This window comes from Amycolatopsis pigmentata (genome assembly GCF_042684065.1).
Taxonomy (GTDB): domain Bacteria; phylum Actinomycetota; class Actinomycetes; order Mycobacteriales; family Pseudonocardiaceae; genus Amycolatopsis_E; species Amycolatopsis_E pigmentata.
The window spans coordinates 60,132-73,114 of record NZ_JBHUKR010000011.1 but is presented as its reverse complement, the minus strand read 5'-3'; the positions used below and the strand labels follow the sequence as shown (position 1 = coordinate 73,114).

At 67.9% G+C, this 12,983-nt stretch carries 12 protein-coding genes and 1 riboswitch; of the genes, 4 read left to right on the top strand and 8 right to left on the bottom strand.

All coding sequences use genetic code 11. The features are described 5' to 3' along the window. Positions 1-20: 20 nt before the first annotated feature. The 8 genes from ACFSXZ_RS22435 to metG form a co-directional block, all read right to left on the bottom strand. Positions 21-896, bottom strand: coding sequence for a patatin-like phospholipase family protein (locus ACFSXZ_RS22435; RefSeq protein ID WP_378267111.1), 876 nt, complete (start codon positions 894-896; stop codon positions 21-23). An 88-nt stretch (positions 897-984) separates the two neighbouring features. Then, entirely contained in the window at positions 985-1,431 is a 447-nt protein-coding gene (locus tag ACFSXZ_RS22430; RefSeq protein WP_378267110.1) for a MarR family winged helix-turn-helix transcriptional regulator, read from the bottom strand. A gap of 209 nt (positions 1,432-1,640) precedes the next feature. After that, the gene (locus tag ACFSXZ_RS22425; protein WP_378267109.1) at positions 1,641-2,651 is read right to left on the bottom strand and encodes a methionine ABC transporter ATP-binding protein; all 1,011 of its coding nucleotides are present in this window, start codon (positions 2,649-2,651) and stop codon (positions 1,641-1,643) included. 198 nt (positions 2,652-2,849) lie between these two features. Continuing rightward, positions 2,850-2,940, bottom strand: a riboswitch (SAM riboswitch). 107 nt (positions 2,941-3,047) lie between these two features. Further along, positions 3,048-3,917, bottom strand: coding sequence for a 16S rRNA (adenine(1518)-N(6)/adenine(1519)-N(6))-dimethyltransferase RsmA (rsmA, locus tag ACFSXZ_RS22420; protein ID WP_378267108.1), 870 nt, complete (start codon positions 3,915-3,917; stop codon positions 3,048-3,050). 46 nt (positions 3,918-3,963) lie between these two features. Continuing rightward, positions 3,964-5,349 (bottom strand): transglycosylase family protein, encoded by a 1,386-nt coding sequence (locus tag ACFSXZ_RS22415; protein WP_378267107.1) that lies wholly within the window; start codon positions 5,347-5,349, stop codon positions 3,964-3,966. Next, a complete protein-coding gene (locus tag ACFSXZ_RS22410) occupies positions 5,346-6,791 on the bottom strand; it encodes a transglycosylase family protein (protein WP_378267106.1) in 1,446 nt (481 codons plus the stop codon). Before ACFSXZ_RS22410 ends, ACFSXZ_RS22415 begins: the two co-directional genes overlap by 4 nt. Positions 6,792-7,007: 216 nt before the next feature. Next, on the bottom strand, positions 7,008-7,835 hold the full coding sequence (locus ACFSXZ_RS22405; RefSeq protein WP_378267105.1) for a TatD family hydrolase: 828 nt from the start codon (positions 7,833-7,835) through the stop codon (positions 7,008-7,010). Between the two features lie 22 nt (positions 7,836-7,857). Continuing rightward, positions 7,858-9,657 (bottom strand): methionine--tRNA ligase, encoded by a 1,800-nt coding sequence (metG, locus tag ACFSXZ_RS22400; RefSeq protein ID WP_378267104.1) that lies wholly within the window; start codon positions 9,655-9,657, stop codon positions 7,858-7,860. A 49-nt stretch (positions 9,658-9,706) separates the two neighbouring features. On the opposite strand from metG, the gene ACFSXZ_RS22395 reads away from it, so the two are divergent. The 4 genes from ACFSXZ_RS22395 to ACFSXZ_RS22380 all read left to right on the top strand — a co-directional run bounded on the left by ACFSXZ_RS22395 (position 9,707) and on the right by ACFSXZ_RS22380 (position 12,855). After that, positions 9,707-10,294 carry a PadR family transcriptional regulator gene (locus ACFSXZ_RS22395; RefSeq protein ID WP_378267103.1) on the top strand — a complete coding sequence of 196 codons (588 nt, stop codon included), beginning with the start codon at positions 9,707-9,709 and terminating at the stop codon, positions 10,292-10,294. Positions 10,295-10,372: 78 nt separating this feature from the next. Continuing rightward, positions 10,373-11,362 carry an ATP-binding cassette domain-containing protein gene (locus tag ACFSXZ_RS22390; protein WP_378267102.1) on the top strand — a complete coding sequence of 330 codons (990 nt, stop codon included), beginning with the start codon at positions 10,373-10,375 and terminating at the stop codon, positions 11,360-11,362. 71 nt (positions 11,363-11,433) lie between these two features. After that, complete coding sequence (locus ACFSXZ_RS22385) at positions 11,434-12,201, top strand: ABC transporter permease (RefSeq protein ID WP_378267101.1); 768 nt, start codon at positions 11,434-11,436, stop codon at positions 12,199-12,201. A 39-nt stretch (positions 12,202-12,240) separates the two neighbouring features. Then, a complete protein-coding gene (locus tag ACFSXZ_RS22380) occupies positions 12,241-12,855 on the top strand; it encodes a GH25 family lysozyme (protein WP_378267100.1) in 615 nt (204 codons plus the stop codon). Positions 12,856-12,983 lie beyond the last annotated feature (128 nt).

Here is a 12,983-nt window from a genome sequence, read left to right as displayed (position 1 = left end):
CCTCGGTAGTCACCTGAGTGTCAGAAGGTCCAGGCGGCCTGGATCGTTGCGGCTTCCCGTTTCGCCTGCCGCCGGCCGACCTCGACAGCCTGGACGGCGAGTTCCGAGTCCATCATATTCGCCGGACGCCCGGTGCCGCCGAAATCGGGTTCGATCGCTAACAGCCGGCGATTCTCGCGCAACTGGGCCAGTTCGGCTTCCACCCTGGCCTCCAGTGCGAGGTCGGCTCCGGCGCCGTGGGTCCCGAGGGGGTGGCAGGACAGGACCACGACCACGTCGGTCGGCGGCGCCGCGGTGGCGTTCACGTGGCTGACGATGCCGCCGTCCATGTAACGGCTTCCGTTGATGGTGACGGGGGGAAACAGCATCGGGACCACGCAACTGGAGGCGACAGCGTGCAGTAGCGGCACGCCGGATTCTTGGTCCCACACGACCAAGTCGCCGGTGTCGGTGTCGACTGCGGTGCATCGGAAGCCCGCAGGCCAGGCGACGCCGTCGAGCGTGCCGAACAGGCCGAGGTAGACGTCTTCGGCGAGCGTGCTCGCCTCCTGCGCTGCGTGGCCGATTGCCTTTAGCGCTGGACGTGGGTCGCTGTCGAGGCTTGCCTGACGCCTTGCGCTTACGAAGGCCGCACCGCCTGCCGCCAGGCCATCGGGGTCGACGCTCTGCCTGAGCGCTGCCAGGGCGGTGAGTGCCTCGGTGATGTCACGGCCGCTGGCCAGCAGTGCGCCGACGAGGGCACCTGCGGATGTGCCCACGATTGCCCCACCTCCCGCCATGTCGACACCGGCCTCGCGCAGCCCTGTGAGCAGACCAGTCTGCCAACCGACACCGACGGCGCCACCGCCGCCAAGAACGAGAGCGCGTGTGGGTGAGCCATTTCGCGACGAAGTCACTGCTGTTCCCTTCACGGATAAGGTCGATTGCCTCTCCGGCTCGGCGCAGTAGCGCACAGACCGCTCGGACGCCGAACGACTGCCGGATCTACCGGGCCTCGGGGTGGCTCCGGGCGACCAGCCGGGTCTCGATGTTCCGCAGGGTCGAGATCGCGGCGTCGATCTCGTCGGAGTCGGTCACGGCGTCCTCGAGGAGGTGGCTCCAGATTTCGCGCAATCGTTGCAGGTTCTCCTGCGCCTTCTCGGTGGGATACAGACGCACCCGCCGCGCGTCGCGTTGATCCGCGTCACGCCGGACCAGGCCCGCCTTCTCCAGGCGTCGCACAGCCCGGCTGAAGTTGCTTGAGATCATCTGGGTGGCCTCGGCGGCGTCACCGGCCAACGTGCCCGGGTGGCGGTCGATATACCGCATCACCGCCCCTTCCAGCGGTGTTCCCGACTCGGCTTCGGCCGCCTTCGACGCCCCGATGTGCCGGCCCACCGCCAGGATCAGGTCGGCGAGTTCGAACAGCCTCGAAGTCTGCGCCTCGTCCATGCGGCGGGACCTCCGCCATCGCATCGTGATGCCTGTCAATTGATAGGAATCCTACAGGTTGCGTAGTTTTCCTGTCAATTGACAGGCATCGATGGACAGTCGAACTCCGAGCCGCCGACGCGATCGAAGGATGAAGAGCGCGCCAAAGCCCCGGGCACGTTGGCACGATGGTCTACGGCCGCACCGGCGGGCCGATCTCGAACACTCGATCAGGCGGCGACGGGGCAGGTAAGGGTGGCTACGGGGCTGACGTGCGCGCCGCGGTCGGCGATCCACGACAGGGCGGCCTCCGAGCAGGTGCCGCGCAGGGCGAGGCGGAAGTGGGCGACCGGGGTGTCGCCGACCCGCGTGAGCCCGCCGCCGATGGTGGCGATTTCCACGTCGAACCGGCTCGACGCTTCGGGCAGCAGCGCGCCGACCGAGGCGAAGCCGATCAGCACCACGTCGGCCACGCGGTCGTAGCGTGCGGACTGCGCGCGCGGCGTCTCGATCGCCGGGAGCACGGCACGGGCGGTGTGGCTGGCCGGGTCGGTGATCAGCCCGAGCACGCTGCCCTGTTCCACCAGCCGCCCTTGCTCGAGCACGCCCACCTCGTCGCAGGCACGGCGCACCACGCTGCTGTCCTGGGTGGTCAGCAGCACTGTCACACCGAGTTCGGCCCGGGCCCGGTCGAGGACGGTCAGCACACCGGCGGCGTCGTCCTGGTCGATTCCGGCGGTCGGGTCGTCGGCGAGCAACACCGCGGGGCCGGCCGCGAGGGCCCGGGCGAGGCCTACTCGCCGCCGCTGCCCCTCGGTCAGTTCACCGGGAAGCTGCGCGGCCCGCTGGGTCAGACCCGTGAGGTCGAGGACGCGGCCTACCCGGCTGCGCCGCTGTGGTCCGTCCACGCCGAGCCGTTCCAGCGGTTCGGCGATGTTCCCGGCCACGGTGCGCTCGGCGCGTAGCGGCGGGTGCGCGTCGAGTGCGGCGACCTGGCGCCGAACCTCACGCAACCGTCGGCCGTCCAGCCTCGCCACGTTCAGCCCGTCCAGCCGCACCGTCCCGCGGTCGGGCTTCTCCCGCAGCGCGACGCAGCGCGCGAGGGTGGACTTGCCGGCGCCCGACGGGCCGAGGACCCCGTACAGCGCCCCGGCGCTCACTTCGATGCTCACATCACGGAGCGCCAGCACGGGTGTCTTCTCACCGGGAAAGGATTTGGTCAGATTTTCGACAGTGATCACGAAAAAGCTCCACAAGAAAATGGCACGGCCGCTTGTACCGCGGGCGCGCCGGCCGTCACCGAATGGCCGTCCGGAATGGACAGCAAACAGGTTGAAGGGGAATCAGCCGGAAACGAGAGTCAGCGGCGACATGCGCATACACTGCGTCGACACTCGTCGACTACCCGGCGCCTGGTGAGCATCGTGATGAACACGCATCCTCCATCGTTCCTGGCGTTAGCACCTGCCCCGAAGGGAGTGGTTGCTGCGACTTCGGCGAGCCAGGTCTCTCAGTCGCTCGGGATGGATACGCCTAGAGTACAGCCGATTCCACATGCTGGACGCAAGGCTTCGGCCACAGATCACACCACAACGTCACACGGACGGCGGCAGGCGCGCACTCAGCGCGTTCAAAAACTAACGAGCGGTGCGGCCACTCGTGTGCGCGCTCGCCGTTTCCGCGATCCGCGCGAAGTCCTCCACCGTCAACTGCTCGCCCCGCGCTCCCGGATCCACTCCCGCGGACTGGAGCACCTCGGCGGCCTTCGCGGCGGAACCCGCCCACGACGCCAACGCCGCCCGCAGGGTCTTACGCCGTTGCGAAAAGGCATTGTCGATCAAGGAAAAGACCGCCGCGCGGTCGCCCTGCCAGTCGCGGTCGACGCGCTCGAACGACACCAGCGCCGAATCCACATTCGGCACCGGCCAGAAGACCGAACGCGATACCGGGGCCACCTTCCGGGCGCGCCCGAACCACGCCAGTTTCACGCTAGGCACCCCATAGACCCGGCTCCCCGGTCCCGCGGCCATCCGGTCGGCGACCTCGGCCTGCACCATGACGAGCCCACTCCGCACCGACGGCAGTTCGGTCAGCAGGTGCAGCACGACCGGCACAGCGACGTTGTACGGGAGGTTCGCCACCAGCGCGGACGGCGGTGCCGGCAGGTCCTCCGCGCGCAACCGGAGCGCGTCACTGGCCAGCACGGTCAGGCGGGAAGCGGATTCGGGCGCGTAGGTGGCGGCCGTGGCGGGCAACCGGGCGGCCAGGACCGGGTCGATCTCGACCGCGGTGACCCGCGCGCCGGCGCCGAGCAGCCCGAGGGTCAGCGAGCCGAGTCCGGGCCCGACCTCGAGCACGTGGTCGTCCGGACCGACGCCGGCGAGGTCCACGATCCGGCGCACCGTGTTGGGATCGTGCACGAAGTTCTGGCCGAGCTTCTTCGTCGGCCGGACGTCCAGCTCGGCCGCCAGCCTCCGGATCTCGGCAGGCCCGAGCAGATGGGTCACGAGAGCGACCCTATCGCCCTTTGCCCGCCGGTCCGGTCCCGAGGGGTTACGAGAGACCCAGCTTGCTGCTGCATCCCGGCCAGGCGCTGTAGCTGCCGCCCCGGCCGGCCCGGACCCGTTCCGCCACCGCGATCTGCTGCTCACGGCTGGCCTGATCCGGTGTCGACGCGTACGCGCTGCCGCCGTAGGAGTTCCACGTCCCTTTGTCGAACTGCAGGCCGCCGTAGTAGCGGTTGCCGGTGTTGGCCGCCCAGTTGCCCCCGGCCTCGCATTTCGCGATCTGGTCCCAGACCGTGTCGCCGGAGGCCATGTTGGCCTGCTGCTTCTTGGTGCCGACCCGGACGATCTTCGGTTTGGGCGGGGTGAGCACCTGGGCCGACATCTGCTGCCTGCCGGTCTCCCTGCCGTTCTTCTTCGTGATCCGGTAGGTCACCTGCTGCTTGCCCGGCGTCCCCGGATCGTCGACCACCTGCTGCCCCGAAGACAGGGTCGGGTCGTCGTTCTTCTGGACCGGCGGGTCGATGTCCTCCTGCTGGGTGATCACCGAAACACCGGTGCGGCTGATGTGCACCTCGGCGTTGTCGGCCAGCTTCACGTCCAGGCCGCCGTCCACGGCGTCGTCCGGACCGAGCGAGAGGTTCTGCTCCTTGAGGAAGTCCGCGGTGCTGACGGAGGTCGTGGTGACCTGCCGGGGTGCGGTGTCACCGTCGTAGACGGTGACGTGCTTGAGGGTGTGCACCTCAACCGTCGAACCACCCAACGACAACGCCGCATCCGGCGCCACCGAAAACCACGTACCCGGACCCAGCTTCTCCGCCAAACCCAGCTGCGCCAGCGCATCACGCAAATTCGTGGCACGAACCCACGACTCCCGCGCCACACCATCCACAACCAGATTCAACTTCCGGCCACGGTCCAGCTTGATGACACCACCATCACCCACCGCGGCCTGCGGCGACGGCGACAACGCATCATGCTCACCCACAGACAGCCCGGCGTCATGCAACACCTCACCGACCGTCTTGCCAAAACTGTGAACCGTCTGCTCATGCCCATCGACATCAACGGTCACACTCTTATTCATCGCCAACGCCGCAGCACCACCACCCGTGATGCTGATCAACAACGCCAACACCGAACCCCGCAAAAACCGCCGCTTCCACGTCTTCACCGCGGAAACGCGTTCCTGCTCGTCCGGCAGCACGCCGGGCGCGCTCGGGCGCGGCATGACCAGCGGGGGGAGCACCGTGGTTTCGGCGTTGATGAGCTTGATCAGCTCGTCGACGTCGATCTCGGCCTCGGTCATCATGTCGTCGGCGTCAGGCCCCAGCACCGCGCGGATGTCGTGCTCGGTGATCGCAAGGTCACCCGAGACGTCCCAGTCGTCCTCGACGCTCGGCCAAGCGGAAGGGGCCGCCGGTCTGCCGCTCACGCGATGCCCGTCTTGACCGAGCACACCGGCCACGCGCCCCAGCCCTGACCGGCCTGGACCTTCTGCGCGATGGCGATCTGCTGTTCACGAGTGGCCTGGTAGGCGTGCTGGGCGTACTGCCCGCCGCCGTAGGCGAGCCAGGTCTGGTTCGTGAACTGCGGGCCCCCTTCGAACCCGTTGCCGGTGTTGGCCGCCCAGTTGCCACTCGCCTCGCACTGCACGAGTTTGTCCCAGAGCGCCCCGTTGCTGATGTCCGGCTGCTTGGTACCGACGCGGACGATCTTCGCCTTGGGCGGGGTGAGCACCTGGACCGAAAGCTGGAGGCGCGCGGTCTCCTTGCCGTTCCGCTTGGTGACCTTGTAAGTGACCATCTGGGTGCCCGGGGTGCCCGGGTCCTGGACCACCTGCTTGCCGGCGTCCAGCGTGTTGTCCTGGACCTGCTGGACGGGCGGGTCGATGTTCTCCTGCTGAGTGATCACCGAAACACCGGTGCGGCTGATGTGCACCTCGGCGTTGTCGGTCAGCTTGACCGCCGAGCCACCCAGGAGTTCGTCATCGGGCCCCAGGCTCAGGTTCTGATCCTTGAGGAAGTCACCCGCGGTGAGGGCGGTGGTGGTCAGCTTGCGCGGCGCGCTCTCGCCGTCGTAGAGGGTGACGTTTTTGAGGGTGTGGACCTCGACCGTCGAACCGCCCAACGACAACGCCGCATCCGGCGCTACCGAAAACCACGTACCCGGAGCGAACTTCTCCGCCAAACCCAGTTGCGCCAGCGCATCACGCAGGTTCGTGGCACGAACCCACGACTCCCGCGCCACACCATCCACAACCAGATTCAACTTCCGGCCATGATCCAGCTTGATGACACCACCATCACCCACCGCGGCCTGCGGCGACGGCGACAACGCATCATGCTCACCCACAGACAGCCCGGCGTCATGCAACACCTCACCGACCGTCTTGCCAAAACTGTGAACCGTCTGCTCATGCCCATCGACATCAACGGTCACACTCTTATTCATCGCCAACGCCGCAGCACCACCACCCGTGATGCTGATCAACAACGCCAACACCGAACCCCGCAAAAACCGCCGCTTCCACGTCTTCACCGCGGCGATCAGCGATTGTTCGGGTTCGTCGTCAGCGCCGGACGCGGTGCGGTCGGCGGACGCGGAGTCCGGGATGACCAGAGGCGGCAGCAGCGTCGTCTCGGCGTTGATGAGCTTGATCAGCTCGTCGACGTCGATCTCGGCCTCGGTCATCATGTCGTCGGCGTCAGGCCCCAGCACCGTACGGATGTCGTGCGCGGTGATCGCGAGGTCGTCGGAGAAGTCCCAGTCGTCTTGAGGGCTCGGCCAGTCCATCGTGCCGACCCCGGCACTCGTGGTGGCATACCAGTCCACGGTGTCATCGGGGCGCGCATGAGCCCGTCTACTACCAGTCACAGCAGGTCGTTCCCTTTCGCACTAGCGGCGTCCACGGCCCGTGTCATCCCCGATCCCGACCTGCACTGACACAGTCGTGGCCGTTCCAGCCGGCGGCTCGGTCCGAGCAACCGTCCGGCACGATCACGGGACAGTAACGAACCTCGGCGGGTTGCGCAAACACCCTCCGGGAATCTAGTGGCTTTCGTCACTCATCCTCCTGGAGCAACCGGCGCGTCACGCGGTCACGCTCGGGAGCCGGAAAACGTTTTCCGCGTTCCGGCAAGCGGCGGACGCGACGTCCTCCACGCACTGTCCGCGCAGCTCAGCCAGGTACCTCACGGTGTAGGTGGTGCAGTACGGCTCGTTCGGCCTTCCCCGGAAGGGGTGCGGGGTGAGAAACGGCGCATCCGTCTCGACCAGGAAACGGTCCATCGGGACAAGTTTCGCGGCCTCCTGGAGGTCCCGGGCGTTGCGGAAGGTCACCGTCCCGGCGAAGGAAAGGAAATACCCGGCGTCCAGGCAGCGGCGTGCGAACCCGGCATCGCCGGAGAAGCAGTGGAACACGACGCGCTCCGGCGCGCCCTCCTCGGCCAAGACGCGAAGGATGTCCTCGTGCGCGTCGCGATCGTGGATCATCAGCGTCTTGCCGGTCCGCTTGGCGAGCCCGATGTGCCAGCGGAACGCGGCCTCCTGGGCGTCGTGCGGCGAGTAGTCCCAGTAGTGGTCGAGTCCGGTCTCGCCGATCGCCACCACCCGGTCGCCGGCGGCCAGCCGCTCTATTTCGGACTGTTCCGCGGCGCCGAAGTCCTTGGTCCGTGTGGGATGGATCGCCACCGCGGCGAACACCCGACTGTCCCAGGTGGACGCCTCGGCGGCCCAGCGGGCGGAGGAGAGATCGTCCGCGACGGTCACCAGCGCGCCGATTCCGGCCGCCTCCGCCCGCCCGGCCATCGCGGCCACGTCGGCGGCGGTGACCGCGCCGCACGCGTCCAGATGGGTGTGCGCGTCGACCACCGGCACCGGAAGACGCTCCGGCACCGGTGGCCTTTCCTTGTCCGTCATAGAGGTGTCTCAGCCGCCGGATTCACTGGATCGGCGCCCACTCCGGACCGGTCTCGCCCAGCTTCGGGTCCAGCTTGGCGAACAGCGGCGTCGGCTTGGCCAGCGGACGGCCCACCTCGATCGGGGCGGACTCCCACCGGGCCTGCTCGGCGGCGTAGTCACCGGTCAGGATCGGGTTGACCCGGCCGTCGATGTCGAGGTCGTCGACCTCGCGCAACTCCGGCTGCGCCGCCCAGACTCCGCTGCCGCCGAGCGCCTCGTGCACCTTCTGCGCCGCGTGCGGGAGGAACGGCGTCAGCAGGGTGTTGGCGTCCGAGACCACCTGGAGCGCGGTGTGGAGCACGGAGTCCCGCCGGGCGGTGGCCTCCTCGTCGCCCTTGAGCTTCCACGGCTCCTGATCCGACAGGTACCGGTTGGCCGCGCTGACCACCCGCATCGCCTCCGTCGCGGCCAGCTTGAACCGCGACCGGCGCAGGTGGGCCCCGGCCGTCTCGAAGGCCTTGCGGGACAACGCCTTCAGTTCCTCGTCGGCCGGGTACGGCCGGGACGGCGCCGGGATCGCACCGTTGTTCTTGTGCGCCATCGAGATCGACCGGTTGACCAGGTTGCCCCACTCGTTGGCCAGTTCGAAGTTGGTCCGCCGGACGAACTCGTCCCAGGTGAAGTCCGTGTCCTGGGTCTCGGGGCCGGCCACCGAGATGAAGTAGCGCAGGGTGTCCGGGCCGAACTCGCGGAGGAAGTCGTGGACGTAGATGACGGTGCCGCGCGAGGTGGAGAACTTCGACCCGCTCATGGTGAGGAACTCGCTGGAGACGATCTCGTCGGGCAGGTTGAGCCGCCCGTACGGGCCGGGTTTCCCGCCCAGATCGCCCGCGCCGTTGTGGCCGAGCAGCAGCGCGGGCCAGATCTGGGCATGGAAGGTGATGTTGTCCTTGCCCATGAAGTAATAGGTGCGGGCGTCGGGATTGGTCCACCATTCGCGCCAGGCGTCCGGCTCGCCGGCACGCCTGGCCCACTCCACACTCGCCGAGAAGTAGCCGATCACCGCGTCGAACCAGACGTAGAAGCGCTTGAGCGGCTGGTCCCGCCAGCCGTCCAGCGGAATCTTCACGCCCCAGTCGAGGTCGCGGGTGATCGGGCGGGGGCGCATGTCGTCGACGAGGTTCTTGGTGAACTTCAGGACGTTGGGGCGCCAGTCGGTGCGGGTGGACAGCCAGTTGCCCAGCGTCTCGGTGAACGCGGGCAGGTCGAGGAACAGGTGCTCGGTCTCGACGAACTTCGGCGTCTCGCCGTTGATCCGCGACCGGGGGTCGATCAGCTCGGCGGCGTCGAGCTGGTTGCCGCAGTTGTCACACTGGTCACCACGGGCGCCGTCGTACCCGCAGATCGGGCAGGTGCCTTCGATATAGCGGTCGGGCAGCGTGCGGCCGGTGGACGGGCTGATCGCGCCGGTGGTGGTCTTCGGCACGACGTAGCCGTTGCGGTACAGCGCGAGGAAGATCTCCTGCACCACGTGCGCGTGGTTGCCGGTGGTGGTCCGGGTGAACAGGTCGTAGGACAGGCCGAGCCCGCGCAGGTCCTCCCCGATCTGGCGGGCGTACTTGTCGGCGGTCTGCTGCGCGGTCAGGCCCTCCTTGTCCGCCTGGACGGTGATCGGGGTGCCGTGCTCGTCGGTACCGGAGACCATGAGCACCCGGTTGCCGGCCATTCGCTGGTAGCGCGAGAAGACGTCCGAAGGGACGCCGAAGCCGGATACGTGGCCGATGTGGCGGGGGCCGTTGGCGTACGGCCAAGCCACCGCCGTCAACACGGGGATACTCATGCTTTATTAGCGTACGGACACGGTCAGGCGCTTTTCTGCGGAGGTGGACGTGTCGGCGACGCGACTTCTGGTGCTCGGCGTCGTGCGCATGTTCGGCAAGGCGCACGGCTATCAGGTTCGCCGCGAGCTGCTCACCTGGTCGGCGGACAAGTGGGCGAACGTGCAGCCCGGTTCGATCTACCACGCCCTGAAGAAGATGGCCGCCGAAAACCTGCTGGAGCAGGTGGACGTCGAGCCTGGCCAGCCCGGTCCGGATCGCACCGCCTACCGCCTCACGCCGGAGGGGGAAGCCCAGTTCCTTCTCCTTCTGGAGCAGAGCCTGGCCGATCCGACGGGCCCCGGCCCGGCCATGTCGGCCGGGATCACCCTCATGACCACGCTGCCCCGTAAGCGTGTGATCAGCCTTCTCCGCTACCAGCTCGTCAAACGCGAGGGAGAGCAGCGCAGCGCCCGGCACATGGCGGAGAAGGAGGACGACTGGGGACAGCCCGCGCACGTCCGTGAGCTGTTCCGGCTGTGGCAGGCGCACACCGAGGCGAACCTGGACTGGCTGCGCGCGCTCGTCGCCCGGCTGGAGGCGGGCGAGTACGTGATGGCCGACGACGAAGGCCATTCCTTCGGGGAACCACCGGAGTAGTCAAGTTTGACCAACGGCACTCTGCCATGGTGAGGTGTCACCCGAAAGTAGTCAAGTTTGAATACAGGAGAGGGTGCCATGATCAGCGCACGCGGACTGGCGCGAAGTTTCACCGCGCGCGGCGGCCGGACGGTCCACGCCGTCAAGGGCGTGGACCTGGACGTGATGGAGGGTGAGCTCGTCGGCTTCCTCGGCCCGAACGGGGCGGGCAAGACGACCACCCTGCGCATGCTCACCACGTTGCTCAAGCCCACCGCCGGAGAGGCGACGGTCGGTGGTTGCGACCTTCGGACGGACCCGATCGGCGTGCGCCGGAACATCGGTTACGTCGCCCAGAGCGGCGGCACCGCCGGTGACTGCACGGTCGCCGAAGAAGTCGAACTCCAGGGACAGCTCTACGGGCTGTCCAGGTCCTCGGCGCAGTGGCGAGGCGTCGACCTGATCCGGCAACTCGACCTCGCCGGTCTCGACCAACGGATGACGAAGACGCTTTCCGGCGGCCAGCGGCGGCGGCTCGACATCGTGCTGAGCCTCATCCACGGCCCGAAGGTGCTGTTCTTCGACGAACCCTCCGCGGGCCTGGATCCCCAGAGCCGCGCCAACCTCTGGGACCACATCCGCAGGCTGCGCTCCGACGGCGGGGTGACGCTGTTCCTCACCACCCACTACCTCGAGGAGGCCGACTCGCTCTGTGACCGGATCCTGGTGATCGACAACGGCGAGATCGTGGCCGAGGGCACGCCGGACGCGCTGAAGGCGAGGGTGTCCGGAGACGGGGTCGCCATCCAGGTCGGCGCGGGCCAAGCCCTGAGGGCCGCCGAAATAGCCGGCACGCTGCCCGGCGCGCGCGAAGTGTCTACAGTGGATTCGACGGTGCGGTTCCGGGTGCCACGTGGTGACACCGCGATGCCGGAGTTGTTACGGGCACTGGATTCCGCGGGGATCACGATGACCACCGTGCAGGTCAACCGCCCCACGCTGGACGACGTGTTCCTGAGCCTGACCGGGCGGTCGCTGCGCGACGCCGAAGAAGGCGCGGCCGGCCCACGGGCGGACGCGCGGCCGTGACGGCGCTCCACCGTGACGGCGGTACACCGGATCAGACCGGAGATCACCCGGAGAACAGGAGGCGTCCGCGCGTGGTTCGCGACACTTGGCTGATCTTCCGCCGGGACCTGGCCCTGTCCCTGCGCAATCCCGCCTGGATCATCCTCGGGATCATGCAGCCGCTGCTGTATCTGGTGTTGTTCGGGCCGCTGATGGAAAAGGTCGTCGGCAGCACCCCGGGGTTCCCGCCGGGGAACAGCTGGACCATCCTCACCCCGGCGTTGATCGTCCAGCTGGCCCTGTTCAGCTCGTCGTTCGCCGGATTTTCGCTGCTCAGGGACTACCGGGCGGGCGTGATCGAGCGGCTCCGGGTGACCCCGGCCAGCCGGGCCGGTCTGCTCCTGGGCAAGGTGACGAACAACGCCCTGCAGACGATCGTCCAGGCAGTGCTGATCACGGTGCTGGCCACCCTCGTGTTCGGTCTGGACGCGCCACTCGGCGGAGTCCTGCTGAGCCTGCTGATCGTCGGGCTGACCGCCATGACGCTGTGTTCGGCGTCCTATGCGGTGGCCTTGACGCTCAAGAGCGAGCAGACCTTCCCCGCGTTCCTCAACGCCGTCCTGATGCCGGTGCTGTTGCTGTCCGGCATCCTGCTGCCGATCACCAGCATCCTCGCCCCGGGCTGGCTCTACGTCATCTCCCGGATCAACCCGTTCACCCACGTGGTCGATGCCGAGCGGGCGAGCTTCCGCGGCGACTTGACCTTCAGCAGCCTGTTCACCGGCGGAATGGTGCTGCTTGTCATGGCTCTTCTCGCCGTGTGGTGGGGAGTACGCGTGTTTCAGCGCGAAAACGCCTGATGTCACGTAGGGTTTCGAGGACGAAACCCGGGAGGCCTATTGACGGAAGGCGGCGCCGAGCGCGGTATCAACCTGTCGCTCCACGCGACCGTGACCGACTGGGGCACGGTCCGGGCCGGTGCTGTCTGTTTCGCCTCGATCACCGTCACGGAAAACCTGAACTGGCGTGACACGGGCGCCGAGCGGCAGATCGTGGCGGCGCAACGGGCAGGGGTGCGTGCCGGGATCCGGCACTACGCCCGTCCCGGCGCCGCCCAGGACCAGGCCGAGCACTGCGTGGCGGTCGGCAAGCGGCTCGGCGTGTTCGGCCCCGGCTCACTGGCGCCGGCGCTCGATGTGGAAGCCGACGGGGTCGACGACCGGTTCGTCCGCGCCTGGATCCGGACGGTGCGGCATTCGGCCGGGATCCGGCGGGTGCTCGTCTACGCGCCGTACGAGCACTGGCTGCACCGGCTCTGCCCGGCCAAGTGGGCCGATTCGGAAGTCGTGCTGTGGGTGTCGCGGCCCAACGGCATTCCCGGCCGCCCCGGCTGGTTCCACCCGCGACTCGGGGTGCATCAGCACGGCTGCGCGCCCGCGCGGAACGGCTACTCCGGCCCGATCGGTTGCGACGCTCTGGTCTATCCCTTCTGCTTGAACGATCTTCTGCTCTGATCGTCCATTGAGGACGCTTCGCTCCCGCGCGGGGACTTTACTTCTCCTTGACCGTTTCTTTGACTTGTGTTTCGGTCCGAAAGTAGCTGGTTCCGTGTAATTTTCACGACCAATACTTATTGGCGGTC

Coding starts and splice junctions, on each gene's coding strand:
- ACFSXZ_RS22430 (WP_378267110.1), bottom strand. CDS start 1,431: ATGGACGAGGCGCAGACTTCGAGGCTGTTCGAACTCGCCGACCTGATC.
- ACFSXZ_RS22405 (WP_378267105.1), bottom strand. CDS start 7,835: ATGACGGACAAGGAAAGGCCACCGGTGCCGGAGCGTCTTCCGGTGCCG.
- metG (WP_378267104.1), bottom strand. CDS start 9,657: ATGAGTATCCCCGTGTTGACGGCGGTGGCTTGGCCGTACGCCAACGGC.
- ACFSXZ_RS22390 (WP_378267102.1), top strand. CDS start 10,373: ATGATCAGCGCACGCGGACTGGCGCGAAGTTTCACCGCGCGCGGCGGC.